The organism is Streptomyces sp. NPDC047981 (assembly GCF_040653315.1).
GTDB lineage: Bacteria > Actinomycetota > Actinomycetes > Streptomycetales > Streptomycetaceae > Streptomyces.
Genome location: NZ_JBEZNQ010000018.1, coordinates 64899 through 89061, shown reverse-complemented (window position 1 = coordinate 89061; position 24163 = coordinate 64899). Strand labels below are relative to the sequence as shown.

Below are 24163 nucleotides of genomic sequence, written 5' to 3'. Positions count from 1 at the left end.
GGGACCCGTAGGACGACGGCAGGAACGACAGACAGGAGCCCGCCCCCGGACCGGACGTCCGGGGGCGGGCTCCTTCGTCACGCGCCGGTGTTCGTCCGCGTGTCCTCGGCCAGGCGGACGAACGCCACCTCGAAGTGCTCCACCGAGACCACCCGCTGCCCCTCACGGTGGGACGACTCGGCCCTGACCCGGGCCGCCTCCTCCTCGCTCGCCACCATCGCCGCCTCGTCCTCCCACAGCGTCAGCGAGCGCGCCTCGCCCGTCTCCCGCTCCACGAGGTAGTACGCGCCCCGGAACCCCGGGAGGTTCTCGACCAGCTTGACGATCGTCTCCGACCTGGCGGCCAGGTCGCCCTCCAGCGGAACCGGTGACCCCTGGTAGGTGCTCAGCCTCGCGTACATCGACGGACGTCCCTTCCTCGGCGTTGCCCGGCCCGTCCCCGGCTTCCCCGGCCGACGGGCGGCTCAGGACCAGCGTGCGACGGCGGGCCGCACCCCGCATGCCGGGGCGACAATGGGGGTGAGGGTGGGGTGGGAGACGTACGGGCCGTGAGGAGGCGGTGGCCGTGGTGCCGTACATCGCCGTGACCGCCCTGAGCCACACCGGGCTCATGCGCGAGCACAACGAGGACAGCCTCGTCGTGGGGCCGTGGACCCTGTGCGGGACCGTCACCGACAGCCCCCAGACGCTGCTGTTCCCGCTGGACAGGCCCCTGCTCGTGGCCGTCGCCGACGGGCTCGGCGGGCAGCCGGGCGGCGAGGTGGCCAGCTCGCTGGTGGTCCGGCGGCTCGCGGCGCTCGGTCCCGCGCTCGACGGCGCCGAGAGCGTCGGCGAGGCCCTGGAGATGTGCAACCGGGCCGTGTACACCGCCGCCGAGGGCCGCCCCGAGCTGGCGACCATGGGCACGACGGTCGCCGGCACGCTCGTGCTGCCGCCGGAGTCGCTGCTGTCGTTCAACGTCGGCGACAGCAAGGTCTTCCACGTGTCCGGGCAGGACGGGCGGAACGGGCAGGACGGGCAGGACGCCCTGCGCCAGGTCAGCGTGGACGACAGCCCCCCGCCCGCGCCCGGGCAGCGCACCACGTCGGCCGTCACCCAGACCCTCGGCGGCAGCCATGTGTACGAGGCCGTCACCCCGCACGTCGCCGAGTTCCCGCTCGTCACCGGCGACCGCTGCCTCGTCTGCAGCGACGGCCTGACCGACCCGGTGCCCGAGGAGGACGTCGAGGCGCTGCTCCGCGTGCACGACGACGGCAAGGCGGCCTTCGAACTGTGGAAGGCCGCCATGGAGGCCGGCGGGCCGGACAACATCACCCTCGCCCTGGTCCGGGTCGGGGAGGCCCCCGGGTGAGGCCGGGGACCGCGCCTACTTGAGGCTCTGCTCCGGTTCGGGCTCGGGCTCCGGTCCGGCTCCGGGTCCCGCTCCGGAGCCCGGTCCGCCCTGGGGCCCGGACCCGGCGCCGGGTTCCGACTCCTCCGCCGCCAGGAACTCCGCCACCGCCAGGAGGAACAGGAGCACCAGCGCCAGGCCCACCACCACCCAGCCCGTCGGGTGGTCCCAGAACACGTACACGAGGACCGCGGCCGCCACCAGGATCCATGTGATCCACGTGCGGTAGCGGCGGACGAACGGCCCCACCGGGCCCGTGCGCAGACCCACGCGGTCGGCCGCCGCCCGGGTCGCCGCGATGCCCGAGTGCCACATCTCGCGGACCGCCGTGGCCCACTTGCCCGGGCCCGAGAGCCAGGCCGCGAGGGCGAGCACGACACCGAGGACCACGACCATCCGGATCGTCGTCCGCAGCAGCCGGACCATGGCGTCGTAGACGGAGCCGGCCGCGGCCTGCGAGACGGTGTCGGGCAGCGCGTTGAGGTAGACCGTACGGAACACGGTCAGGCCGACGCCGAGGACGATCGCCGCCACGGCGAAGCCGAGGGCCGCCGCGATCAGGGAGCGGCGGCGGTGGGCCGAGAGCAGGACGCCGGCCGCCGCGAGCAGCACGGCGATGACCGGCAGCCACAGGCCCATGAGCTGGAGCAGCCGGAAGCCGGTCTTGACCTTCCCGATGTCGTCGGACTTGAGGACCGTGAAGTCGGTGTGGACCTCGGGGATCTTCTCGGCGACCGTGAGGCCGGACTCGATCAGGCGCTGCTTGACCCGTTCGATCACGGGGGCGAGGTCGAGCGTGACCGTGTCGTTCTTGATCTCCACCGCCCCTTCGCCGCTGCCGGTGAGGGCGCGGACGACGGAGGTGTGGATGGCCCGGTTGGCGTCGGTCCAGACCGTCTCGAAGGCGTCCGAGGCGACGATCTCCTGCGCCTTCTCGTGGACGAAGCTCTGGACGGCGCCCTCCAGGGAGTCCCCGAGCCGGCCGAGGGCCTTCTGGAGGAGCGGGCGCTGTTCGGGGGCGACGCCCTCCAGGATGGCGTTCAGGTCGATGTGTTCCATGACGGCGCCGGTGACCCGGTTCGCCACGGCGGCCTGGACGTCCGGGTCGGAGGCGAGCGGGGCGACGGTGGCGACGTACCGGTCGGTGTCGCCCACCTCGTCGGCCGTCCAGGCGGCGACGATGCCCAGCGGGGCGAGGACGCAGCCGAGGACGATCAGGAGGGCGGCGAAGAAGGAGCGCAGCCGGTGGCGCGGCGGCCGGGCCTTCGCGGCCTCGGCCTCCGCCTCCAGGGCGGCGATCCGGGCCCGGAGGGCTTCCAGTTCGCCGTTGGGCTGCCCCGTGGTTCCCGGGGTGCTCATCGGCGCACCGTGTCGTCGGTCTTGAGGTCGTCGACGGCCTCGTCGAAGTCGTCGACCTGGTCGGGGCAGTACACCTGGAGCACGATCCTCTCTGCGCCGATCGCCTGGCCGTCGGCGATGATCGGCCGCTGGCCGGGGCCCGTGGCCCCGTTGGACAGCTGCTGGAGCCGGTAGAGCGCCGTCTTCAGGGCGCTGCCGGGGTCGTCGCAGACGGCGCCGCCGTCGGTGCCGAGGAGCCGCTCGACGGTGTCCTGGTCGGGGGCCGGATAGCCGGCCTGCACGAGCTGGTCGCTCAGCTCCTTCGCCTTGGTGGCGGTCTGGTTGTCGCGCCGGACGGCGCTGTACTGGACGAGGCCGACGATCACCATGCCGACCAGGACTACGATCGCGCCGAGGTAGATCCACTTGTGCTCGGAGGCGAAGCGGGTGGGGCTCATGACGCGTCTCCTTCCTCTGCGGCCGCGGTGCGCCAACTGGGCTTGCGGAACTTCAGGAAGGCCCAGGGGATCAGGAAGCCCAGGATGATCAGGCCGCCGCCGACGATGGCGATGTACGCCCAGACGCTGCCGCTGCCGAACTGCGAGCTCGGGACGAAGCCGATGCAGAGAGCGGCGAGCGAGGCGAGCAGCCCGACGACGCACAGGACGCCGAGGGCGGGGGCCCGATATCCGCGGGGGTGGTCCGGCTGGGTCTTCCGCAGCCGCATCGCCGCGGCGAACATCAGCAGATAGACGATCAGGTAGACCTGCGTGGTGATGACCGAGAAGATCCAGTAGACGCTGGAGACGTTCGGGATCAGCGCGTACCCCAGGGCGATGACGGTGGTCACGACGCCCTGGGTGACGAGGATGTTCTGCTGGATGCCGTACTTGTTGAGCTTCTGCAGGAACGGGGGCAGGTAGCCCTCCTGGCGGGAGATCTCCAGGAGGCCCTTCGACGGTCCGGCGAGCCAGGTCAGCATGCCGGCGAGGGACGCGGAGATCAGCATGACGGCGGCGATCGGCGTCATCCAGCCGATGTTGAAGTACGAGAAGAACGCGTCGAAGGCCTGCATGACGCCGGCGGTGAGGCTGAGCTGGTCGGCCGGGACGACCCAGCTGATCGCGAGCGCCGGGAGGATGAAGATCAGCAGCACCAGACCCGTCGCCAGGAACATCGACTTCGGGTACTCCTTCCCCGGGTCCTTCAGCGAGGAGACGTGGACGGCGTTCATCTCCATGCCGGAGTACGACAGGAAGTTGTTGACGATCAGGACGAGGCTGGCCAGACCCGTCCACTGCGGGAGCAGGTGCGAGGCGGTCATCGGGGCGGCGGAGGGGTTGCCCTGGCCGAGGAAGACCATGCCGAGGACCACGAGCAGGGTGCCGGGGATCAGGGTGCCGATGATCAGGCCCCAGCTGGCCAGCCCGGCCAGCGCCTTCGTACCGCGCGAGGAGACCCACACTCCGGTCCAGTAGAGGACCACGATGACGATCGCGGTGTACGGGCCGCTGGAGGCGAGCGCCGGATCGATGATGTACGCGATGGTCGACGCGACGAACCCGAGGAGGCTCGGGTAGTAGAAGATCGTCATCGCGAACTGGCACCAGACCGCGAGGAAGCCGAGCGGCTTGGACAGGCCCTCGGAGACCCAGCGGTAGACACCGCCGCTCCAGCCGGACGCGAGTTCGGCCGAGACCAGGGCGGTCGGCAGCAGGAAGACGATCGCCGGGACGAGGTAGAGGAAGACGCAGGCCAGTCCGTAGACGGCCATGGTGGGCGCGGCGCGCAGGCTGGCCACCGAGGCGGTGGTCATCAGGGCGAGCGTCACCCAGGTCATCGTGGGCACGGCCGGCCTGCGGGCCTCGGCGGCGTGCGTCACCTGGCGGGGCACCTCGGCGGGGAAGTCCATCGAGCTCATGCGTTCCCCCTGGGGCCGTGCTCCCTCATGCCGCTCTCCCTCACCCTGTGTCCGACGACTGCGTCCTACGGCCGCGTCCTACGGCGTGACAAATCAGGGCAATTCTCCGAACAGAGGGTGCTTCTGTCGCTCCGGGCGGGCGTCCGGCTGAACCGGCCGCCGACCCTCACCCGGGTGCCGCAGCACCGCTGCGCACGGCCGGGCCCCCTGTCGTACGATCACCGGCCCCGCGCGATCATGGGGGCATGAAGCTCCGTTGCGCCGTACTCGACGACTTCCAGGGCGTCGCCCTCTCCTCCGCCGACTGGGCCCCGCTCGCCGACCGCGTCGACGTACGCGTGCTGCGCGAGCACCTGAGCGACCGGGACGCCCTCGTCGCCGCCGTCGAGGACTGCGAGATCCTCGTCGTCATGCGGGAGCGGACCCCGCTCGACGCCGCGTTGCTGCACCGGCTGCCCAGGCTCCGGCTCGTGGTGACCTCGGGGATGCGCAACGCCTCCATCGACCTCGCGACGGCCGCCGCGCTCGGGATCACCGTCTGCGGCACGGCCAGCGCCTCCGAACCGCCCGCCGAGCTGACCTGGGCACTGATCCTGGGCCTCGCCCGGCACGTACCGGCCGAGGCGCGGGCGGTACGCGAGGGAGGCCCCTGGCAGTCGACCGTCGGCACGGACCTGTCAGGGCGCACCCTCGGCCTCGTCGGCCTCGGCAAGATCGGCGGCCGGGTGGCGCGGGTGGGGCTCGCCTTCGGGATGGACGTCGTCGCCTGGAGCCCGAACCTCGACGACGAGCGCGCGGCGGAACACGGGGTCGCGCGGGCCGCGGACAAGCGGGAACTCCTGGAGCGCGCCGACTTCGTCTCCCTCCACATGGTCCTCTCGGAGCGCACGAGGAACCTGATCGGGGAGCCCGAACTGCGGGCGATGCGCCCGAGCGCGTACCTGGTCAACACCTCACGGGCCGGCCTGGTCGACGGCCCCGCGCTGCTGCGGGCGCTCCGCGAGGACTGGATCGCGGGGGCGGGCCTCGACGTCTTCACCACCGAACCGCTGCCCTCGGACGACCCCCTGCGCACCCTCCCCAACGTGCTGGCCCTCCCCCACCTCGGCTACGTGACACGCGCCAACTACGGCCGCTACTTCGGCCAGGCGGTGGAGGACATCGAGGCGTTCCTCGATGGGAAGCCGGTGCGGACACTGGGGTAGCGCCCGGGGGGTGGCGGCCGGGGGGATGGCGGCCGTCGGGGGGCCGCGCCCCGAGGCCGTGGCGGCGCGGGACATGCCCTCGCGCCCGTGACGGCCGGCCGCGGCTGTGGGACGGTGGGACCATGCCCGTACCCGTGATCCTCGACTGCGATCCCGGTCACGACGACGCGTTCAACATCCTGCTCGCCGCCGCCCACCCGGCCGTCGAGCTCCTCGCCCTCACCACCGTGGCGGGCAACCAGACGGTCGAGAAGACCACGCTGAACGCCCGCCGCGTCTGCGAGGTCGCCGGGATCCGCGGGGTGCCGATCGCGGCCGGCCGGGACCGGCCGCTGCGCGGCGGGCCGGACCGGGAGCCGCGCGTCGCCGCGGACATCCACGGCGGCTCGGGGCTCGACGGCCCGGGCTTCGGCGAGGGCGAACCCGACGTCCCGCAGGACCCGCGCGACGCGCTGACCCTGATCCGGGACACCCTCCTCACCCACCCGGCGCCGGTGACGCTCGTCCCGACCGGGCCGCTCAGCAACATCGCCACGTTCCTGCTCGCCCACCCGGAGCTGACCCCCCGGATCGAGCGGATCGTGCTCATGGGCGGCTCGACCGGACGCGGGAACACCACCCCGGCCGCGGAGTTCAACATCCTCTGCGACCCGGAGGCCGCCGACATCGTCTTCTCCAGCGGACTGCCGATCACGATGATCGGGCTGAACGCCACGCACCAGGCCCGGGCGACGCCCGAGGTCGTCGCCCGGATCGCGGCGCTCGGCACCCCGCTCGCCCGGCTCTGCGTCCAGCTGCTGACGTACTTCGCCGGGACCTACCGGGAGGTGTACGGCTTCGACACGCCTCCTCTGCACGATCCGCTCACCGTGGCGCACCTGATCGACCCGTCCCTGATCAGCCTGGTGCGGGCGGCGGTCTCGGTCGAGCTGACCGGCACGCACACCCGGGGCGCCACGGTCGTGGACCTGCACGGGGTGACGGGCCGGCCGGCCAACGCGGACGTGGGGATGGAGGTCGACGTGCCGGGCTTCTGGGAGCTGGTCATCGACGCCGTACGGGTCTTGGGCGAGCCGGCCGAGGGTCCGCCGGACACGCCCTGACACGACCAGGGTCCGCTCAACCCTCCAGCACCTCGCGCAGGGCCTTCGCGAACTCCGTCGGGGCTCCCTGCTGGCCGTACTCGCCGCCCAGGAAGCCGCCGTGGTGGCTGGGGAAGACGGCGGGCTCGCTGCCCAGGGCGGCGGCCACCTCCACGCCCGCGCGGTGGGCGAGTTCGCCCTCCGACTCGACGCCCACCGCGACGACCACGCGGGCAGGCGCGGCGCGGAGCGCCTCGAAGTCGGGGACGTAGCCGGTGCAGGTGCGCATGTTCTGGCCGAGCAGCGCGTCGTCGCGCGAGCCGTCGTCCTCGGCCGGCAGGCCGAACGCGGCGGGCGAGGGCGCCGGCTCGTCGGCCCAGTCCGCCGGGACCTCGCCCTTGCGGCTGGTGAGGACGATGAACTTGGCCATCGCGGGCCCCATGCCCTCGCGCAGATACGTCTCGCGGACGTCCACGCAGGCCGCGAGGGCCGGCTCCCGGTCCGGGAGCACCCCCACGACCGGCGGCTCGTGCGCGACGAGGGTGCGCACGAGGTCGCCGTGGCGGGCGACGAGTTCGAGCGCGTTGACCGCGCCGCCGCTGCTGGCGAAGACGTCCACCGGGCCCGTGCCGAGCGCCTCGATGACCCGGCGCAGGTCGTCGGCGTGCTCGGCGGGCGTCGTCTCGGCGGCGCCGTCGGTGCGGGGGCTGCGGGCGACGCCCCTGGGGTCGTAGGTGACGACGGTGCGGTCGGTGAAGTGGGAGGCCAGCGTGGTGAAACCGGTCGCGTCCATGGGCGAACCGACCAGGAGCAGCGGGGCGGTCGTCGGCTCGCCGGGACGGATGTCGTAGCTCAGGGTGGCACCGGTCGCGTCGAGCGTGCGGGTGTCGATCTCGGCCATGGTTCCTTCTCCTCTGGTCTCTCTCGGTTCGAAGGGGTAGACGGCCGGCGGAGGCGAAACTCATCGCTCCGGCGGTGACTTCCCCCGAGACGGGACGAGACGAGACGCAGCGTCTTGCGCAATCACTCCGGGCGCCCTACAGTCTTCGCATCGAGACGAGACGTCTCGTCTCACAGATCAGATCGTCGACGACAGGAGTCGCTCTTGTTCCGTGTCCATCTCACCGACGTCACCAAGCGCTACGACGACCGGCTGGTCCTCGACCGGGTCTCCCTCACCGTCCGGCCCGGCGAGCGCGTCGGCGTCGTCGGCGACAACGGCTCCGGCAAGTCCACCCTCCTCCGGCTCCTCGCCGGCCTGGAGCGGCCCGACAACGGCACCGTCGCCGTCGAGGCCCCCGGCGGCCTCGGCCACCTCGCCCAGACCCTGGACCTCCCGGGTACGGCGACCGTCGGCGACGCCGTCGACCTCGCGCTCGCCGACGTACGGGAGCTGGAGCGGGCCATCCGGGCGGCCGAGGCGGAACTCGACCGCAGCGGGGACCTCGACGGCTACGCCGCGCTCCTCGCCGCGTACGAGGCACGGGGCGGCCAGGACGCCGACCGGCGCGTCGAGACGACGCTGCGGCAGCTCGGCGAGCGCGCGCCGCTCGACCGGGACCGCCCGCTCGCCACGCTCTCCGGCGGGCAGCGCTCACGCCTCGCGCTCGCCGCCACCCTCGCCGCCGACCCCGAACTGCTCCTCCTCGACGAGCCGACCAACGACCTCGACGACGAGGCCGTGAACTGGCTGGAGGAGCGGCTGCGCGCACACCGCGGCACCGTCGTCGCCGTCACCCACGACCGGGCCTTCCTCGACCGCGTCACCACCGCCGTCCTGGAGGTCGACCACGACCTGCGGACCGTACGCCGGTACGGCAACGGCTACGACGGCTATCTGACCGGCCGCGCCGCCGAACGGGCCCGCTGGGAGCGGGAGTACGAGGAGTGGCGGGCCGAGCTCGCCCGGTACTCGGCCCTCGCCGACGCGACCATCGACCGCTTCTCCGCCATCCCGCGCAAGGCCCCGGCCGCCTTCAGCGGGGCGGGCGCCTTCCGGGCCAGGTCACGGGCGCACGGCGCGATGAGCAGGATCCGGGCCGCCCGCGAGAGGCTGCACCGGCTCACCGAGAACCCGGTGGCCGCGCCCCCGGAACCGCTGCGGTTCACCGCCGCCTTCGAGGGCGAGGCGGCCGGCGCGGTCGCCCTGACCGACGTCCGGGTGGCGGGGCGCCTCGCACTGGACTCCCTGCACCTGGCCCCCGGCGAGCGGCTCCTCGTCACCGGCCCCAACGGCGCCGGAAAGTCCACCCTCCTGAAGGTCCTCGCGGGCGAACTCACCCCGGACAGCGGGACGGTGACGGCCCCGCGCCGGGTCGGGACGCTCCACCAGGACACCGCCCTGCCCGACGACCCGCGCACCGTGGCGGAGGCCTTCGGGGCGGGCCGGGAGGACGAGCTGCTGCGGCTCGGGCTCTTCACCGCCGCCGATCTGGCCGTACCCGTACGGGAGTTGTCCACCGGACAGCGCCGGAAGCTGGAACTGGCCCGCCTGGTCACCCGCCCTGCGGACCTGCTCCTCCTCGACGAACCGACCAACCACCTCGCCCCCGGCCTGGTGGAGGAGATGGAGGCCGCGCTCGCCCACTACCCCGGCACCCTGGTGATCGTCACCCACGACCGCAGGATCCGGACCGGCTTCCGGGGCCGCCGCCTCGAACTGACCCCGGAAGCCGTCGTGACCGCCTAGTCGTCGCCCTCCAGGTCGCCCTCCGACTCCAGGAACACCTGGCGCAGGGCGGCCAGGGTCTCGGGGTCCGGCTTCTCCCACATGCCGCGCGACTCGGCCTCCAGGAGGCGCTCCGCGATGCCGTGCAGGGCCCAGGGGTTGGCCTCCTTCAGGAAGGCCTGGTTCTCCGGGTCGAGGACGTACGTCTCGGTGAGCTTGTCGTACATCCAGTCGGCGACGACCCCGGTCGTCGCGTCGTAGCCGAAGAGGTAGTCGACCGTCGCCGCCAGCTCGAACGCGCCCTTGTAGCCGTGGCGGCGCATCGCCTCGATCCACTTCGGGTTGACCACGCGGGCCCGGAAGACCCGCGAGGTCTCCTCGACCAGCGTCCGGGTACGGACGGTCTCCGGGCGGGTGGAGTCGCCGATGTACGCCTCGGGCGCGGTGCCCGTGAGCGCGCGGACGGTCGCGACCATGCCGCCGTGGTACTGGAAGTAGTCGTCGGAGTCGGCGATGTCGTGCTCGCGGGTGTCCGTGTTCTTCGCCGCGACCGCGATCCGCTTGTACGCCGTCTCCATCTCGGCCCGCGCCGGGCGGCCTTCGAGCCCGCGGCCGTAGGCGTAGCCGCCCCAGACCGTGTACACCTCGGCGAGGTCCGCGTCCGTCCGCCAGTCGCGCGAGTCGATCAGCTGGAGGATGCCCGCGCCGTAGGTGCCGGGCCGCGAGCCGAAGATCCGGGTGGTCGCGCGCCGCTCGTCGCCGTGCTCGGCGAGGTCCGCCTGCGCGTGCGCCCGTACGTAGTTGTCCGCGGCCGGCTCGTCGAGCCCGGCGGCCAGCCGTACGGCGTCGTCGAGGACCCCGATGACGTGCGGGAACGCGTCCCGGAAGAAGCCCGAGATGCGCAGCGTGACGTCGATGCGCGGGCGGCCCAGCTCGGCGAGCGGGACCGGTTCCAGGCCGTTCACCCGGCGCGAGGCGTCGTCCCAGGTGGGGCGGACGCCCAGGAGGGCGAGCGCCTCGGCGACGTCGTCACCGGCCGTGCGCATCGCGCTCGTACCCCAGAGGGAGAGCCCGACGGAGGTGGGCCACTCGCCGTTGTCGGCGCGGTAGCGCGACAGGAGCGAGTCGGCGAGCGCCTGGCCGGTCTCCCAGGCAAGACGGGAGGGGACGGCCTTGGGGTCGACGGAGTAGAAGTTCCGGCCCGTCGGCAGCACGTTGACCAGGCCCCGGAGCGGAGAACCCGAGGGGCCGGCCGGGACGAAGCCGCCGTTCAGCGCGTGCACGGCGTGCGCGAGTTCGTCGGTCGTCGCGGCCAGGCGCGGGACGACCTGCTCGGCGGCGAACCGGAGCACGGCGGCCACGTCCGGGCCGTGCGCGGCGGCGACGCCCGCGACCGCGTCCACGGACCAGTCGGCGGCCTCCATCGCCTCGACGAGCGCGCGCGCCGTCGCCTCCGCCTCGTCGGCGGTGGTCCGGGTCGCGGCCGACTCGTCCAGGCCGAGCGCCTCGCGCAGACCCGGCAGGGCCTGCGTACCGCCCCAGATCTGCCGGGCGCGCAGGATCGACAGGACCAGGTTGACCCGCTCGGGCCCGGTCGGCGCCCCGCCGAGCACGTGCAGACCGTCGCGGATCTGAGCGTCCTTGACCTCGCAGAGCCAGCCGTCGACGTGCAGCAGGAAGTCGTCGAAGCCGTCGTCCTCGGGACGGTCCTCCATGCCCAGGTCGTGGTCGAGCTTGGCCGCCTGGATCAGCGTCCAGATCTGCGCCCGGATCGCCGGCAGCTTCGAGGGGTCCATGGAGGAGATCTGCGCGTACTCGTCGAGCAGCTGCTCCAGGCGCGCGATGTCGCCGTACGAGTCGGCGCGGGCCATCGGCGGCACCAGGTGGTCGACGAGCGTGGCGTGCACGCGCCGCTTGGCCTGCGTGCCCTCACCCGGGTCGTTGACGAGGAACGGGTAGACCAGCGGGATGTCACCGAGCGCCGCGTCCGGGCCGCACGCGGCCGACAGGCCGGCGTTCTTGCCGGGCAGCCACTCCAGGTTGCCGTGCTTGCCGAGGTGGACCATGGCGTCCGCCCCGAAGCCGCCGTCCTCGGCGCGCGCCGCGATCCAGCGGTAGGCGGCCAAGTAGTGGTGGGACGGCGGGAGATCGGGGTCGTGGTAGATCGCGATCGGGTTCTCGCCGAAGCCGCGCGGCGGCTGGATGAGGATCAGCAGGTTCCCGCGCCGCAGCGCGGCGAGGACGATGTCGCCCTCCGGGTTGCGGGAGCGGTCGAGGAACATCTCGCCGGGCGCGGGGCCCCAGTGCTCCTCCACGGCCTCCCGCAGCTCGGCCGGGAGCTGCGCGTACCAGCGCTTGTAGTCGGCGGCCGGGATGCGGACCGGGTTCTTGGCCAGCTGCTCCTCGGTCAGCCAGTCCTGGTCGTGGCCGCCTGCCTCGATCAGGGCGTAGATCAGCTCGTCGCCGTCGCCGGAGACGATCCCCGGGATGTCGGCCTCGGCCCCGAAGTCGTACCCCTCGGCGATCAGCCGCCGCAGCAGCGCGACGGCGGAGGCGGGGGTGTCCAGGCCGACCGCGTTGCCGATCCGGGAGTGCTTCGTCGGGTACGCGGAGAGGACGAGCGCGAGCTTCTTCTCCGCGTTCGGGATGTGCCGCAGCCGGGCGTGGCGGACCGCGATCCCGGCGACGCGGGAGGCCCGCTCGGCATCGGCGACGTACGCGGGGAGCCCGTCCTCGTCGATCTCCTTGAAGGAGAACGGCACGGTGATCAGGCGGCCGTCGAACTCGGGCACGGCGACCTGGCTGGCGGCGTCCAGCGGGGAGAGCCCCTCGTCGTTCTCCTCCCAGGCGGCCCGCGAGCCGGTGAGGCAGAGCGCCTGCAGGATCGGCACGTCGAGGGCGGCGAGCGCGCCCGCGTCCCAGGCGTCCTCGTCGCCGCCCGCCTGTGCCTCGGCCGGCTTCGTGCCACCGGCGGCGAGGACGGTGGTGACGATCGCGTCCGCGCGCTTCAGCGTCTCGATCAGCTCGGGCTCGGGGGCGCGCAGGGAGGCCACGTAGAGCGGCAGGGGGCGGGCGCCCGCGTCCTCGATCGCCGAGCAGAGGGCGTCGACGAAGGCGGTGTTCCCGCTCATGTGGTGGGCGCGGTAGTAGAGCACCGCGATGGTCGGGCCCTCGGTCGTCCGGGCCGTGCGCTCCAGCGGGCCCCAGGTGGGCGCGGCGGCCGGGGCCTCGAAGCCGTGGCCGGTCAGCAGCAGGGTGTCGGCGAGGAACCGGGCCAGCTGCTCCAGGTTGGCCGGGCCGCCGTGCGCGAGGTAGGCGTGGGCCTCGGTGGCGACGCCGACGGGGACGGTGGAGGCCTCCATGAGCTGGGCGTCGGGGGCCTGTTCGCCGGAGAGCACGACGACCGGCTTCCCGGCCGCGCGCACGGCCGTCAGGCCCTCCTCCCACGCCCGCAGCCCGCCGAGGAGGCGGACGACGACGAGGTCGGCCTCGTCGAGGAGCCCGGGCAGGTCGTCCGGGGCGAGCCGGGAGGGGTTGGCGAACCGGTAGGCGACCGGGCCGCCGGCCGCGCGGGCGCTGAGCAGGTCGGTGTCGGAGTGCGACAGCAACAGAATTCGCATGCGTGCGCAGGCCTTCCTCGGGGTTGTCCGCGCCCCGGGTGGTCGTGTGGGTTGGGGCCTCCCCTGCTCGAGCGAAGCCGAGAGCTTGGGGAAGGGAGTTCCTGACTCACCGGGACCCTTGCGGGGCCCGGCTCACAGTGGCGGGACCGCGCCGGATTCTCACCGGGCTTCCTCCCCGGGGTCCTGGGACCCCATGCCGATCTGCATAGTAGATCGTGCGTCCGCCGGGCCGGTCTGGCCCGTCGGCGTCGTGGGTATGCTCGCCGCCATGCCGCCCACCCCACCCGCACGTCCCAACCCGGGCGAACCGCCCGTACGGGACCGTGGTGACGCCTGCCCCGGGGCGCTTCGACTGCACGCCGCCGACGACGGACGTCTGGCCCGACTGCGGCTGCCCGCAGGGTTGTTGACGACTCATCAGGTACTGGTTCTGGCCTCGGTGGCCGAGGAGCTCGGGGACGGGCGGGTCAGTGTCACGTCCCGGGGGAACGTGGAGCTGCGCGGGCTCGGCGAGGCCTGTGGCGCGGCGCTGGCCGAGCGGCTCTCGGGCGCCGGACTGCTGCCCTCCGAGACCCATGAGCGGGTCCGGAACATCGTGGCCTCCCCGGCGGCCGGACTCGACGGACTCGGCCACGGAGACGTGCAGTTGTGGGCCCGCGAACTGGACGCGCTGCTGTGCGCCCGGCCGTGGACGGCGGCCCTGTCCGGCCGGTTCCTCTTCGCCCTGGACGACGGGCGGGGCGATGTGGCGGGGCTCGGCGGAGATGTGACGTTGATCGCAGAAGGCCCGTCGGTACGGGTACGGGTGGGGGGCCAGGACGTCCGGGTCGGCGCCGCCGACGCGCCCCGGGCCGCGCTCGCCGCCGCCGGGGCCTTCCTGGCCGCCGCCCGCACCGCCGGGAACGGCGCCTGGCGCGTACGGGAGCTGCCCGAGGGGCACGCCCCGGACCTGCCCGGCGCGCTCGCGGGCGCCGGGATCACGGCGGTCATGGCGGTCCCGGCGATCCCTGCGCTCCCGACGGTCCCTGTGCTCCCGGCGGTCATGGCGGTCCCGGCGGTCCCGGCGGTCCCGGCGGTCATGGCGGTCCCGGCGGTCCCGGCGGAGCCCGCGACGGCCGCCGAGCCCGAGTCCGGGGGGACGGGCGCCCATCCCAAGCCCGCGACGGCCGCCGAGCCCGCGCCCGGAACGGTCACCGAGCCCCTACCGGCCATGGACCCTCCACCCGCCGGGCCGCCCGCCCCCGGGCCCCTCGGCGACCAGGCCCTCCACGTACTCGCGCCCCTCGGGCGGCTGACCGCCGACCAGTTGCGGGCGCTCGCCGCGAGCGGCGGCGAGGTGCGGCTCACGCCCTGGCGCGGGGCCGTCGTCACCGGCCTCGCCGACCCGGGCGCCGTCGCGGCCCGGCTGCGCGAGCTCGACGCCCACGGTCTCGTCACCGACCCCCGCTCTCCCTGGGCCGGGGTCGGCGCCTGCACCGGGCGCCCCGGCTGCGCGAAGTCCCTCGCGGACGTGCGCGCCGACGCCACCCCGGGCAGCGGCCACGGCCCCGGCGGGCTGCCCGTGTACTTCTCCGGGTGCGAGCGGCGCTGCGGCCACCCGCACGGCGCCTGGGTCGACGTCCTCGCCACCGGCGACGGCGCGTACCTGGTCGACGGCGTCCCCACCCCCCGTACCGCCCTGCCCGACGCCGTCGCGGCGGCCCGCGTCCCCACAGCAACCACGAGATGAGCGAGAGCAGCAGGATGTTCGACTACGAGAAGGACGGCACGGAGATCTACCGCCAGTCCTTTGCCACGATCCGCGCCGAGGCGGACCTCGCGGGTCTGCCCGCCGACGTCGCCCAGGTCGCCGTCCGCATGATCCACGCCTGCGGCATGACCGACCTGGTCGCCGACCTCGCGTACTCCCCGCAGGTCGTCTCCCGGGCCCGCGCCGCCCTGCGCGCGGGCGCGCCGATCCTCTGCGACGCGCAGATGGTCGCCAGCGGTGTCACCCGCAGGCGGCTGCCCGCCGACAACGAGGTCGTCTGCACGCTCTCCGACCCGTCCGTGCCCGCGCTCGCCGCCGAACTCGGCACCACCCGCAGCGCCGCCGCCCTCGAACTCTGGCGCGACCGCCTCGAAGGTTCCGTCGTCGCCATCGGCAACGCGCCCACCGCGCTCTTCCACCTCCTGGAGATGGTCGCCAAGGGCGCCGGGAAGCCCGCCGCCGTCCTCGGCATACCCGTCGGCTTCATCGGCGCCGCCGAGTCCAAGGACGCCCTGGCGGCCCAGACCCTCGGCCTCGACTACCTCGTCGTCCGCGGCCGGCGCGGCGGCAGCGCCATGACCGCCGCGGCGATCAACGCCCTCGCCCACGAAGCGGAGATCCAGGCATGAGCACCCCCGGCACGCCCACCACAGGAAAGCTGTACGGGGTCGGCCTCGGGCCCGGCGACCCGGAGCTGCTCACGCTCGCCGCGGTCAAGGCCATCGCCGCCGCCGACGTGATCGCGTACCACTCGGCCCGGCACGGCCGGTCCATCGCCCGCTCGATAGCGGCCGAGCACATCCGGGCCGACCACATCGAGGAGCGGCTGATGTACCCGCTCACGGTCGAGACCACGGACCACCCCGGCGGCTACCGCGGCGCGCTCGACGACTTCTACGAGCAGGCCGCCGCCCGGCTCGCCGCGCACCTGGACGCCGGCCGCACGGTCGCCGTGCTCGCCGAGGGCGACCCGCTCTTCTACGGCTCGTACCAGCACATGCACAAGCGGCTCGCGGACCGCTACGACACCACCGTCATCCCCGGGGTGACCTCGGTGAGCGCCGCCGCCGCCCGGCTCGGGGAGCCGCTGTGCGAGGCCGAGGAGGTCCTGACGATCGTCCCCGGCACCCTGCCGGAGGACGAGCTGACGGCCCGGCTCGCGGGCACCGACTCGGCGGTCGTGATGAAGCTCGGCCGGACGTTCCCGACCGTGCGGCGCGCCCTGGAGCGGGCGGGCCGGCTGGAGGACGCGCGGTACGTGGAGCGGGCGTTCATGGCGGGCGAGCGGACCGGGACCCTGGCGGACGTGGACCCGGAGACGGTCCCGTACTTCTCGGTCGCCGTGCTGCCCTCCCGGATCGACCAGGCCCCGCCGGCACGGGAGCGGGGCGAGGTCGTCGTCGTCGGCACGGGACCGGCGGGCGCGCCCTGGCTGACGCCCGAGTCGCGCGGCGCGCTCGTCAACGCCGACGACCTCGTCGGCTACACCACCTACCTCGACCGGGTCCCGGTGCTGCGCCCCGGGCAGCGGCGGCACGGCTCGGACAACAAGGTCGAGTCCGAACGCGCCGAGTTCGCGCTCGACCTGGCCCGGCGCGGGCACCGGGTCGCGGTCGTCTCGGGCGGCGACCCGGGCGTCTTCGCCATGGCGACGGCGGTCCTGGAGGTCGCCTCCGAGGAGCGGTACGCGGACGTCCCGGTGCGGGTCCTGCCGGGGGTGACGGCCGCGAACGCGGCGGCTGCCGCCGCGGGCGCCCCGCTCGGCCACGACTACGCCACGATCTCGCTCTCCGACCGGCTCAAGCCCTGGGAGGTCATCGCCGCCCGGCTGCGCGCGGCGGCCGAGGCGGACCTGGTCCTGGCGCTGTACAACCCGGGCTCCAAGTCCCGTACGCACCAGGTGGCGGCCGCCCGTGAGCTGCTGCTCGAACTCCGCTCGCCCGAGACGCCGGTGGTCGTCGCGCGGGACGTCGGCGGCCCGGAGCAGTCGGTGCGGGTGGTGACCCTGAAGACGCTGGAGCCGAGCGAGGTCGACATGCGCACGCTGCTGCTGATCGGCTCGTCGCAGACACGGGCGGTGGAGCGCGCCGACGGCCGCACGATCACCTGGACGCCCCGGCGCTACCCGGAGGCCTGACGCGTCAGGTCAGGCCTCGGCACGCACACGGACCCAAGCGGCGGCCTCCGTGACGGAGGCGGCCGTTTCCACGCCCTCAGGGACGGGCGGGCGGCGGACGACGACCACCGGGACGCCGGCCTCGCGGGCGGCGCGGAGCTTGGGGGCGGTCGCGGCGCCGCCGCTGTCCTTGGTGACGAGGACGTCGACGCGGTGGCGGCGCAGCAGCTCCCGCTCGCCCTCCAGCGTGAACGGGCCCCGGTCCAGGAGGACTTCGGTGCGGGCGGGCATCGGCGGCTCGGGCGCGTCGACGGAGCGGACCAGGAACCACTCGGGGCGGTCGGCGAAGGCGGCGAGCCCCATGCGGCCTGTCGTCAGGAACACCCGGTCCCCCAGCCGGTCCAGGGCCCGCGCGGCCTCGGCCAGGGAGCCGACCGGGTGCCAGTCGTCCCCGGCCTCCGGGACCCAGCCGGGGCGGCGCAGGGCCAGCAGGGGAACATGGGCGGTGGCGGCCGCCCCGGCCGCGTTGAAGCTGATGGTCTCCGCGAAGGGATGGGTGGCGTCGATGACCGCGTCCACGTGGTGCTCGCGCACCCAGGCCACGAGCCCGTCCACGCCGCCGAACCCGCCGATCCGGACCTCACCGGCGGGCAGCCGGGGCGCGGCGACGCGGCCGGCGAGGGAGCTGGTGACGCGTACGGTGCCGCCGTCCGTGCCGTGCAGGCGCTCGGCGAGGGCGCGGGCCTCGCTGGTCCCGCCGAGAATGAGTACGTGCACGGGAGCCACGGGAGTCATGGGAGTCACGGGGGTCCCTTCGTGAGTGCGGGCGGCGGGCGAGACGCCCAACTCAAGCACACCGGTCTGCGGCCCGGCTGGACGACCGGTGCCTGCGCGACGGCGGCGACGACGGCCGCGTACACGGCGCTGCTCACCGGCGACTTCCCCGACCCGGTGACGATCACGCTGCCGAAGGGCCAGCGGCCCGCGTTCGCGCTCGCGGCGGAGGAGCTGACCGGCGGAGCGGCGATGGCGGCGGTCGTGAAGGACGCGGGCGACGACCCGGACGTCACGCACGGCGCGCTGATCCGCTCGACGGTACGGCTCCTGCCGGCCGGCTCCGGTGTGGTCTTCCGGGCCGGTCCCGGCGTCGGTACGGTCACGCTGCCGGGCCTGCCCCTGGAGGTCGGCGAGCCGGCGATCAACCCGGTCCCGCGCCAGATGATGCGCGACCACGTGGCGGAGGTGGCGGCGGCGCACGGGGGCGGCGGCGACGTGGAGATCACGGTCTCCGTGGACCACGGCGAGGAGATCGCCCGCTCGACGTGGAACCCGCGGATCGGGATCCTGGGCGGCCTGTCGATCCTGGGCACGACGGGCGTGGTCGTGCCGTACTCCTGCTCGGCGTGGATCGACTCGATCCGCCGGGGCGTGGACGTGGCCCGCGCGGCGGGCCTGAGCCACGTGGCGGGCTGCACCGGCTCCACCTCGGAGAGGACGGTGACGACGCTCTACGACCTGCCGGAGATCGCCCTGCTCGACATGGGCGACTTCGCGGGCGCGGTCCTGAAGTACATCCGCCGCCACCCCGTGGACCGCCTGACGATCTGCGGCGGCTTCGCCAAGCTCTCCAAGCTGGCCGCGGGCCACCTGGACCTCCACTCCGCCCGCTCCCAGGTCGACAAGGCCTTCCTCGCCGACCTGGCCCGCACGGGCGGCGCGAGCGACGCCCTGGCCGGGGAGATCGCGGCGGCCAACACGGGCCTCGCGGCCCTGCGCCTCTGCGAGTCCGCCGGCGTCCCCCTCGGCGACCTGGTCGCCGCCCGGGCCCGCGACGAGTCCCTCACGGTCCTGCGCGGCGCCCCGGTCACGGTGGACGTCATCTGCATCGACCGCGCGGGCACGGTCGTCGGCCGCTCGTCCCCGGCTGGGCCTTCGCGGGCGGCCTGAGCCCGCAGGGCGCTCCCGGAGGGCTCCCCGAGGGCTCCGGGAGCCGCCTGCCACCGGATGCGGCCCCCGCTTCCCGAATCTAGGCTTACCTGGACAAAACCCCGTTGGAGAGGGAGTCCCATGGCGAAGCGCGGCAACAAGAGGCGGGCCCGTAAGAAGAAGAAGGCCAACCACGGCAAGCGGCCCAACGCCTGAGCTGTGGCGATGACCGAACGAAGGCCGGGTCCCTCGCGGGGCCCGGCCTTCGTGTGTCCGCTCCGGCGTCAGCAGGTGTGGCGGTCGCGGGCCGGGTCGTAGAGGTGGCTGTCGCGGAACTGGGAGGCCGCGAGGGTGCGGCCGACCAGGATGACCGCCGTCTTCGTGATGCCGGCCGCCTTCGTCTGTTCGGCGATGTCCGCCAGGGTGCCCCGCAGCACGACCTCGTCCGGGCGGCTGGCCATCGCCACGACCGCCGCCGGGCAGTCCGTGCCGTAGTGCGGGGTCAGCTCGGCGACGACCCGGTCGACGTAGCGGGCCGCCAGGTGGAGGACGAGCAGGGCGCCGCTGCGGCCGAGGGTCGCCAGGTCCTCGCCCTCCGGCATCGGGGTCGCCTGCTGGGCGATCCGGGTCAGGATCACCGTCTGGCCCACCGTCGGGACCGTCAGCTCCCGCTTGAGCGCCGCCGCGGCCGCCGCGAAGGCCGGGACTCCCGGCACGACCTCGTACGGGATGCCCCGCGCGTCCAGGCGCCGCATCTGCTCCGCCACCGCGCTGAAGACCGACGGGTCGCCCGAGTGCAGCCGCGCCACGTCCTGGCCCGCCTCGTGGGCGCGGACGAACTCGGCCTCGATCCGGTCCAGGTCCAGGTCCGCCGTGTCCACCAGGCGCGCGTCCGGCGGGCACTCGGCGAGCAGCTCGCGCGGCACCAGGGAGCCCGCGTACAGGCACACCCCGCACGATGCCAGCGCACGGGCGCCGCGCAGCGTGATCAGGTCGGCCGCACCCGGGCCCGCGCCGATGAAGTAGACGGTCATGCTCCAGCTCCTGCTTTCGTTACGGACCACTGCGTGACCGGCATCGCCTGTCGCCAGCCGGTGAAACCGCCCACCGGGACGGCCTGGGCGACGGCGAGCCTGACCAGCTCCCCGCCGTGCTCGCCGTACCACCGCGCGAGCAGCGCCTCGGACTCCAGGGTCACGGTGTTCGCGACCAGCCTCCCGCCCGTGGGCAGCGCCGCCCAGCAGGCTTCGAGCAGGCCCGGGGCGGTCAGGCCGCCGCCGATGAAGATCGCGTCGGGGGCCGGGAGGGCCGCGAGGCCGTCCGGGGCCGCGGCGGTCACCACCTGGAGCGCCGGGACGCCCAGGCTCGTGGCGTTGCGCGTGATCCGGGCCGCCCGCGCCGGGGACTTCTCCACCGCCACCGCCCGGCAGGAGCGGTGCGTCCGCATCCACTCGATGCCGATCGAGCCCGAGCCGCCGCCGATGTCCCAGAGCAGCTCGCCCGGCGCGGGCGCGAGCGCGGCGAGCGTCGCCGCGCGGACGTAGCGCTTGGTGAGCTGGCCGTCGTGCTCGTACGCGTCGTCCGGCAGACCGGGTACGGCGCCGAGCCGCGGCGCGTCAGGGGAGCGGACGAGGTCGAGGGCGATCACGTTCAGGGCGTCCACCGGCCCCGCCTGCGGCCAGGTCTCCGCCGTGGCGTCGACCGTCCGCTCGCGGTCCGAGCCGAGCTGCTCCAGGACCCGCATCCGGCTGTCGCCGAAGCCCTTCTCCCGCAGCAGGCCCGCGACCTCGCCCGGAGTCGTGCCGTCCGCGCTCAGCACGAGGAGGCGACGGCCGTCGTGCAGGGCGGCGGAGAGCCCCGCGAGGGGCCGGCCCACCAGCGAGACCGTCTCCACGGCCTCCCCGGCCCAGCCCAGGCGGGCGCAGGCGTACGCGACGGAGGAGGGGTGCGGCAGGACGTCCAGGCGCTCGGCTCCCACCGTCTCGGCGAGGGTGCGCCCGATCCCGTAGAAGGTGGGGTCCCCGCTGGCGAGGACGGCCACGGCGCGGCCCTCGTGGGCGGCGAGGAGGCCGGGCACGGCGGGCCGCAGCGGCGAGGGCCAGGCGATCCGCTCGCCCTGGCACTCGGCGGCGGGCAGCAGATCGAGCTGCCGGACGCCTCCGATGAGGACCTCGGCGGCGCCCAGGACGCGGCGGGACCGCGCGGGAAGGCCGTCCCAGCCGTCCGCGCCGATCCCGACGACGGATATCGCGGCCGGAGGAACGGTGCTGGTGCTCACGTCGGCGAACTCTACGGGAGGCCGCCCGGCGACATCCGGGGCGCTAAAGCGGATAACTATCCGGTAACGTGCGGCACGCGGAATACAGGACCCGGGTGCACGGTTGAGCGTGATGGTTTAAGGTTCAACTACTGGCTCCGAGAGCGGCGCCCCAGCGAGAGGTGAGCACGATGCAGTTCGGGATCTTCACCGTCGGCGACGTGACGACCGACCCCACGACCGGCCGCACCCAGACCGAGCACGAGCGGATCAAGAACACCGTCGCCATCGCGCTCAAGGCGGAAGAGGTCGGGCTCGACGTCTTCGCAACCGGCGAGCACCACAACCCGCCCTTCGTCCCGTCCTCCCCGACCACCCTCCTCGGGCACATCGCGGCGCGGACCGAGAACCTGATCCTCTCCACCTCCACCACGCTGATCACCACCAACGACCCGGTGAAGATCGCCGAGGACTACGCGACCCTCCAGCACCTCGCCGACGGCCGCGTGGACCTGATGATGGGGCGCGGCAACACCGGTCCCGTCTACCCGTGGTTCGGCCAGGACATCCGCCAGGGCATCCCGCTCGCCATCGAGAATTACGCGCTCCTCCACAGGCTGTGGAGGGAGGACGTGGTCGACTGGGAGGGCAAGTTCCGCACCGCCCTCCAGGGCTTCACCGCGACGCCCCGCCCGCTGGACGACGTCCCGCCGTTCGTCTGGCACGGCTCGATCCGCTCCCCCGAGATCGCCGAGCAGGCCGCGTACTACGGCGACGGCTTCTTCGCCAACCACATCTTCTGGCCCAAGCAGCACACCGAGAAGATGGTCCGCCTCTACCGCCAGCGGTACGCCCACTACGGCCACGGCACCCCCGAGCAGGCCATCGTCGGCCTCGGCGGCCAGATCTTCATCGGCAAGAACTCCCAGGACGCCGTACGGGAGTTCCGCCCGTACTTCGACAACGCTCCGGTCTACGGCCACGGCCCCTCCCTGGAGGAGTTCACCCGCGAGACCCCGCTGACCGTCGGCTCCCCGCAGGAGGTCATCGAACGCACCCTGTCCTTCCGCGAGTACGTCGGCGACTACCAGCGCCAGCTCTTCCTGGTCGACCACGCCGGCCTGCCCCTGAAGACCGTCCTGGAGCAGCTCGACCTCCTCGGCGAGGAGGTCGTCCCGGTGCTGCGCAAGGAGTTCGCCAACCTGCGGCCCGCCGGCGTCCCGGAGACCGCCCCGCTCCACCCCGCCGTACAGCAGAAGGCCACGCAGAAGGCCGGCCAGCAGGCCGCGCAGCAGAAGCAGGAGGCTTGAGCCATGCAGACCCTGAAGCTGGTCGCCGTGTCCGCCGGACTCAGCGCGCCCTCCTCCACCCGGCTGCTCGCGGACCGGCTCGCCAAGGCGGCCGAGCAGCGGCTGATCGAGCAGGAGTACGTCGTCGAGGTCCAGGTGGTCGAACTGCGCGACCTCGCCGTCGACATCGCGAAGAACTTCGTGACCGGCTTCCCCTCCGGGCAGCTCCAGGCCGCGATCGACGCGGTGACCGGCGCCGACGGGGTGATCGCGGTGACGCCCGTCTTCACCGCCTCCTACAGCGGCCTGTTCAAGTCCTTCTTCGACCTGATCGACCCGGCCGCGCTGACCGGCAGGCCCGTGCTGATCGGCGCGACCGGCGGCACGGCCCGGCACTCGCTCGTCCTCGACCACGCGCTGCGCCCGCTCTTCGCCTATCTGCGGGCCCTCGTCGCCCCGACGGCCGTCTACGCGGCCTCGGAGGACTGGGGTTCGGGCGGCGACGAGTGGACGGACGGCCTGCCGTCCCGGATCGCCCGGGCCGGGCACGAACTCGCCGACATGGTCGCGGCCAGGGGCCCGGCGGGCGCGGCGGACGACGACGAGGTCGTCCCCTTCGAGCGCCAGCTCGCCGACCTGCGCCTGGATTGAGCGTCTTTGTTACGTTGGGGGCGGATGCGTGATCCAGCGAACGGAGACCGACATGGCCGGCAGGATCGTGGTGGGCGTCGACGGTTCGGAACCGTCCCTCAAGGCGCTGCGGTGGGCGGCCGGGCAGGCCGCCCTCACCGGGGACGAGCTCCAGGTGGTGTCCAGTTGGGAGTACCCGGCGTCCTGGGCGACGCTCATGCCCGGAGTGCCGCCGGAGTTCGACCCGGAGCGGCTCGCGAAGGAGATCCTGGACCAGTCCCTGGCCGAGGCGCTCGCCCCGGCCGTCGCGGCCACGGTCACCCGCACGGTCGTCGGCGGCAACCCGGCCCAGGCCCTGCTCGACCAGGCCCAGGGCGCGTCCCTGCTGGTCGTCGGCGACCGCGGCTACGCGGGCTTCAAGGCGGCGGTCCTGGGCTCCGTCTCCACCCATGTGACCCAGCACGCGCCGTGTCCGGTGGTCGTGGTCCGGGGCGAGGAGCCCGTATAGCCCGTCCGGGGCGAGGAGCCCGCGCGGCCGGGGAACAGTTCCGCATTCGGGGAGCGGCGCGCGCCGAGCGGGCGCATGATGCCCTCATGGACATCAAGCTCGAACTGATCGGCGTGCCCGTCACCGACATCGACCGGGCCAAGGCCTTCTACGAGAAGGTCGGCTTCCACGCCGACCACGACGTGACGGTCAACGAGGACGTCCGCTTCGTCCAGATGACCCCGCCCGGCTCCGCCTGCTCGATCGCGTTCGGCAAGGGCATCACCGAGATGAAGCCGGGCTCCCTCGACAACATGCAGGTCGTGGTCTCCGACATCGAGGCGGCCCACGCCGACCTGTCCGGGCGGGGTGTCGAGGTCACCGCGATCGACGACCAGCCGTGGGGCTCCTTCGTCTACTTCGCCGACCCGGACGGCAACCGCTGGGCGGTCCAGCAGATCACCCCGCGCGGGAAGTGACCCAG

At 73.8% G+C, this 24163-nt stretch carries 21 protein-coding genes and 1 riboswitch; of the genes, 12 read left to right on the top strand and 9 right to left on the bottom strand.

The window, feature by feature from the left end; genetic code table 11:
• Nucleotides 1-77: 77 nt before the first annotated feature.
• Nucleotides 78-401 carry a hypothetical protein gene (locus AB0E14_RS13700; protein ID WP_362415907.1) on the bottom strand — a complete coding sequence of 108 codons (324 nt, stop codon included), beginning with the start codon at nt 399-401 and terminating at the stop codon, nt 78-80.
• A gap of 167 nt (nt 402-568) precedes the next feature.
• On the opposite strand from AB0E14_RS13700, the gene AB0E14_RS13695 reads away from it, so the two are divergent.
• Nucleotides 569-1351: a PP2C family serine/threonine-protein phosphatase gene (locus AB0E14_RS13695; RefSeq protein ID WP_362415989.1), complete on the top strand. Its 783-nt coding sequence runs from the start codon at nt 569-571 to the stop codon at nt 1349-1351.
• 15 nt (nt 1352-1366) lie between these two features.
• Here AB0E14_RS13695 and AB0E14_RS13690 read toward each other — a convergent pair whose 3' ends face one another.
• From AB0E14_RS13690 to AB0E14_RS13680, 3 genes are read right to left on the bottom strand one after another with little or no spacing between them, the layout of a single operon-like run.
• A complete protein-coding gene (locus AB0E14_RS13690; RefSeq protein WP_362415905.1) occupies nt 1367-2749 on the bottom strand; it encodes a hypothetical protein in 1383 nt (460 codons plus the stop codon).
• Nucleotides 2746-3186 carry a hypothetical protein gene (locus AB0E14_RS13685; protein WP_362415903.1) on the bottom strand — a complete coding sequence of 147 codons (441 nt, stop codon included), beginning with the start codon at nt 3184-3186 and terminating at the stop codon, nt 2746-2748. Before AB0E14_RS13685 ends, AB0E14_RS13690 begins: the two co-directional genes overlap by 4 nt.
• The gene (locus AB0E14_RS13680; RefSeq protein ID WP_362415901.1) at nt 3183-4649 is read right to left on the bottom strand and encodes an APC family permease; all 1467 of its coding nucleotides are present in this window, start codon (nt 4647-4649) and stop codon (nt 3183-3185) included. The genes AB0E14_RS13685 and AB0E14_RS13680 overlap by 4 nt, the downstream gene beginning before the upstream one ends.
• A 245-nt stretch (nt 4650-4894) precedes the next feature.
• Here AB0E14_RS13680 and AB0E14_RS13675 point away from each other — a divergent pair, with 245 nt between their 5' ends.
• Nucleotides 4895-5854: a D-2-hydroxyacid dehydrogenase family protein gene (locus AB0E14_RS13675; RefSeq protein WP_362415899.1), complete on the top strand. Its 960-nt coding sequence runs from the start codon at nt 4895-4897 to the stop codon at nt 5852-5854.
• 122 nt (nt 5855-5976) lie between these two features.
• Nucleotides 5977-6957: a nucleoside hydrolase gene (locus AB0E14_RS13670; RefSeq protein ID WP_362415897.1), complete on the top strand. Its 981-nt coding sequence runs from the start codon at nt 5977-5979 to the stop codon at nt 6955-6957.
• 16 nt (nt 6958-6973) lie between these two features.
• Here the strand turns inward: AB0E14_RS13670 and AB0E14_RS13665 are convergent, their stop codons facing one another.
• Entirely contained in the window at nt 6974-7837 is an 864-nt protein-coding gene (locus AB0E14_RS13665) for an alpha/beta hydrolase (RefSeq protein WP_362415895.1), read from the bottom strand.
• 204 nt (nt 7838-8041) lie between these two features.
• Between AB0E14_RS13665 and abc-f the strand changes: the two genes are divergently transcribed.
• Nucleotides 8042-9625 (top strand): ribosomal protection-like ABC-F family protein, encoded by a 1584-nt coding sequence (gene abc-f, locus AB0E14_RS13660; protein WP_362415893.1) that lies wholly within the window; start codon nt 8042-8044, stop codon nt 9623-9625.
• Here the strand turns inward: abc-f and cobN are convergent.
• Nucleotides 9622-13224, bottom strand: a complete 3603-nt coding sequence (cobN, locus tag AB0E14_RS13655; RefSeq protein WP_362415891.1) for a cobaltochelatase subunit CobN — start codon at nt 13222-13224, stop codon at nt 9622-9624. The genes abc-f and cobN overlap by 4 nt on opposite strands.
• Before the next feature lie 76 nt (nt 13225-13300).
• Nucleotides 13301-13434: riboswitch (cobalamin riboswitch) on the bottom strand.
• Nucleotides 13435-13492: 58 nt separating this feature from the next.
• Between cobN and AB0E14_RS13650 the strand changes: the two genes are divergently transcribed.
• Genes AB0E14_RS13650 through AB0E14_RS13640 form a run of 3 tightly spaced genes read left to right on the top strand, consistent with a single transcriptional unit; the run spans nt 13493 to nt 17111 of the window.
• Complete coding sequence (locus AB0E14_RS13650) at nt 13493-14953, top strand: cobalamin biosynthesis protein CobG (RefSeq protein ID WP_362415889.1); 1461 nt, start codon at nt 13493-13495, stop codon at nt 14951-14953.
• A 14-nt stretch (nt 14954-14967) separates the two neighbouring features.
• The gene (locus tag AB0E14_RS13645) at nt 14968-15603 is read left to right on the top strand and encodes a precorrin-8X methylmutase (protein WP_362415987.1); all 636 of its coding nucleotides are present in this window, start codon (nt 14968-14970) and stop codon (nt 15601-15603) included.
• Nucleotides 15600-17111: a precorrin-2 C(20)-methyltransferase gene (locus tag AB0E14_RS13640; protein ID WP_362415887.1), complete on the top strand. Its 1512-nt coding sequence runs from the start codon at nt 15600-15602 to the stop codon at nt 17109-17111. The genes AB0E14_RS13645 and AB0E14_RS13640 overlap by 4 nt, the downstream gene beginning before the upstream one ends.
• A gap of 9 nt (nt 17112-17120) precedes the next feature.
• Here AB0E14_RS13640 and AB0E14_RS13635 read toward each other — a convergent pair whose 3' ends face one another.
• Nucleotides 17121-17867, bottom strand: a complete 747-nt coding sequence (locus tag AB0E14_RS13635) for a cobalt-precorrin-6A reductase (RefSeq protein WP_362415885.1) — start codon at nt 17865-17867, stop codon at nt 17121-17123.
• Between the two features lie 39 nt (nt 17868-17906).
• On the opposite strand from AB0E14_RS13635, the gene AB0E14_RS13630 reads away from it, so the two are divergent.
• Nucleotides 17907-19037 (top strand): cobalt-precorrin-5B (C(1))-methyltransferase, encoded by a 1131-nt coding sequence (locus AB0E14_RS13630; RefSeq protein WP_362415883.1) that lies wholly within the window; start codon nt 17907-17909, stop codon nt 19035-19037.
• Between the two features lie 263 nt (nt 19038-19300).
• Here AB0E14_RS13630 and cobM read toward each other — a convergent pair whose 3' ends face one another.
• Both cobM and cbiE read right to left on the bottom strand, forming a co-directional pair.
• Nucleotides 19301-20050 (bottom strand): precorrin-4 C(11)-methyltransferase, encoded by a 750-nt coding sequence (gene cobM / locus AB0E14_RS13625; protein ID WP_362415878.1) that lies wholly within the window; start codon nt 20048-20050, stop codon nt 19301-19303.
• Nucleotides 20047-21294 (bottom strand): precorrin-6y C5,15-methyltransferase (decarboxylating) subunit CbiE, encoded by a 1248-nt coding sequence (gene cbiE / locus AB0E14_RS13620; RefSeq protein WP_362415876.1) that lies wholly within the window; start codon nt 21292-21294, stop codon nt 20047-20049. The genes cobM and cbiE overlap by 4 nt, the downstream gene beginning before the upstream one ends.
• A 170-nt stretch (nt 21295-21464) precedes the next feature.
• On the opposite strand from cbiE, the gene AB0E14_RS13615 reads away from it, so the two are divergent.
• The 4 genes from AB0E14_RS13615 to AB0E14_RS13600 all read left to right on the top strand — a co-directional run bounded on the left by AB0E14_RS13615 (nt 21465) and on the right by AB0E14_RS13600 (nt 24158).
• The gene (locus AB0E14_RS13615; RefSeq protein WP_362415874.1) at nt 21465-22583 is read left to right on the top strand and encodes an LLM class flavin-dependent oxidoreductase; all 1119 of its coding nucleotides are present in this window, start codon (nt 21465-21467) and stop codon (nt 22581-22583) included.
• A 3-nt stretch (nt 22584-22586) separates the two neighbouring features.
• Nucleotides 22587-23213 carry an FMN reductase gene (locus tag AB0E14_RS13610; RefSeq protein WP_362415872.1) on the top strand — a complete coding sequence of 209 codons (627 nt, stop codon included), beginning with the start codon at nt 22587-22589 and terminating at the stop codon, nt 23211-23213.
• 52 nt (nt 23214-23265) lie between these two features.
• Entirely contained in the window at nt 23266-23700 is a 435-nt protein-coding gene (locus AB0E14_RS13605; RefSeq protein ID WP_362415870.1) for a universal stress protein, read from the top strand.
• An 86-nt stretch (nt 23701-23786) separates the two neighbouring features.
• Entirely contained in the window at nt 23787-24158 is a 372-nt protein-coding gene (locus AB0E14_RS13600; protein WP_362415868.1) for a VOC family protein, read from the top strand.
• The last annotated feature ends 5 nt before the right edge of the window (nt 24159-24163 follow it).

Bases quoted from the DNA above. Each gene is read 5' to 3' on its own strand.
- AB0E14_RS13700 (WP_362415907.1), bottom strand. From the start codon at position 401: ATGTACGCGAGGCTGAGCACCTACCAGGGGTCACCGGTTCCGCTGGAG.
- AB0E14_RS13690 (WP_362415905.1), bottom strand. From the start codon at position 2,749: ATGAGCACCCCGGGAACCACGGGGCAGCCCAACGGCGAACTGGAAGCC.
- AB0E14_RS13685 (WP_362415903.1), bottom strand. From the start codon at position 3,186: ATGAGCCCCACCCGCTTCGCCTCCGAGCACAAGTGGATCTACCTCGGC.
- AB0E14_RS13680 (WP_362415901.1), bottom strand. From the start codon at position 4,649: ATGAGCTCGATGGACTTCCCCGCCGAGGTGCCCCGCCAGGTGACGCAC.
- AB0E14_RS13675 (WP_362415899.1), top strand. From the start codon at position 4,895: ATGAAGCTCCGTTGCGCCGTACTCGACGACTTCCAGGGCGTCGCCCTC.
- AB0E14_RS13670 (WP_362415897.1), top strand. From the start codon at position 5,977: ATGCCCGTACCCGTGATCCTCGACTGCGATCCCGGTCACGACGACGCG.
- AB0E14_RS13665 (WP_362415895.1), bottom strand. From the start codon at position 7,837: ATGGCCGAGATCGACACCCGCACGCTCGACGCGACCGGTGCCACCCTG.
- cobN (WP_362415891.1), bottom strand. From the start codon at position 13,224: ATGCGAATTCTGTTGCTGTCGCACTCCGACACCGACCTGCTCAGCGCC.
- AB0E14_RS13650 (WP_362415889.1), top strand. From the start codon at position 13,493: ATGCCGCCCACCCCACCCGCACGTCCCAACCCGGGCGAACCGCCCGTA.
- AB0E14_RS13645 (WP_362415987.1), top strand. From the start codon at position 14,968: ATGTTCGACTACGAGAAGGACGGCACGGAGATCTACCGCCAGTCCTTT.
- AB0E14_RS13640 (WP_362415887.1), top strand. From the start codon at position 15,600: ATGAGCACCCCCGGCACGCCCACCACAGGAAAGCTGTACGGGGTCGGC.
- cobM (WP_362415878.1), bottom strand. From the start codon at position 20,050: ATGACCGTCTACTTCATCGGCGCGGGCCCGGGTGCGGCCGACCTGATC.
- AB0E14_RS13615 (WP_362415874.1), top strand. From the start codon at position 21,465: ATGCAGTTCGGGATCTTCACCGTCGGCGACGTGACGACCGACCCCACG.
- AB0E14_RS13610 (WP_362415872.1), top strand. From the start codon at position 22,587: ATGCAGACCCTGAAGCTGGTCGCCGTGTCCGCCGGACTCAGCGCGCCC.
- AB0E14_RS13605 (WP_362415870.1), top strand. From the start codon at position 23,266: ATGGCCGGCAGGATCGTGGTGGGCGTCGACGGTTCGGAACCGTCCCTC.
- AB0E14_RS13600 (WP_362415868.1), top strand. From the start codon at position 23,787: ATGGACATCAAGCTCGAACTGATCGGCGTGCCCGTCACCGACATCGAC.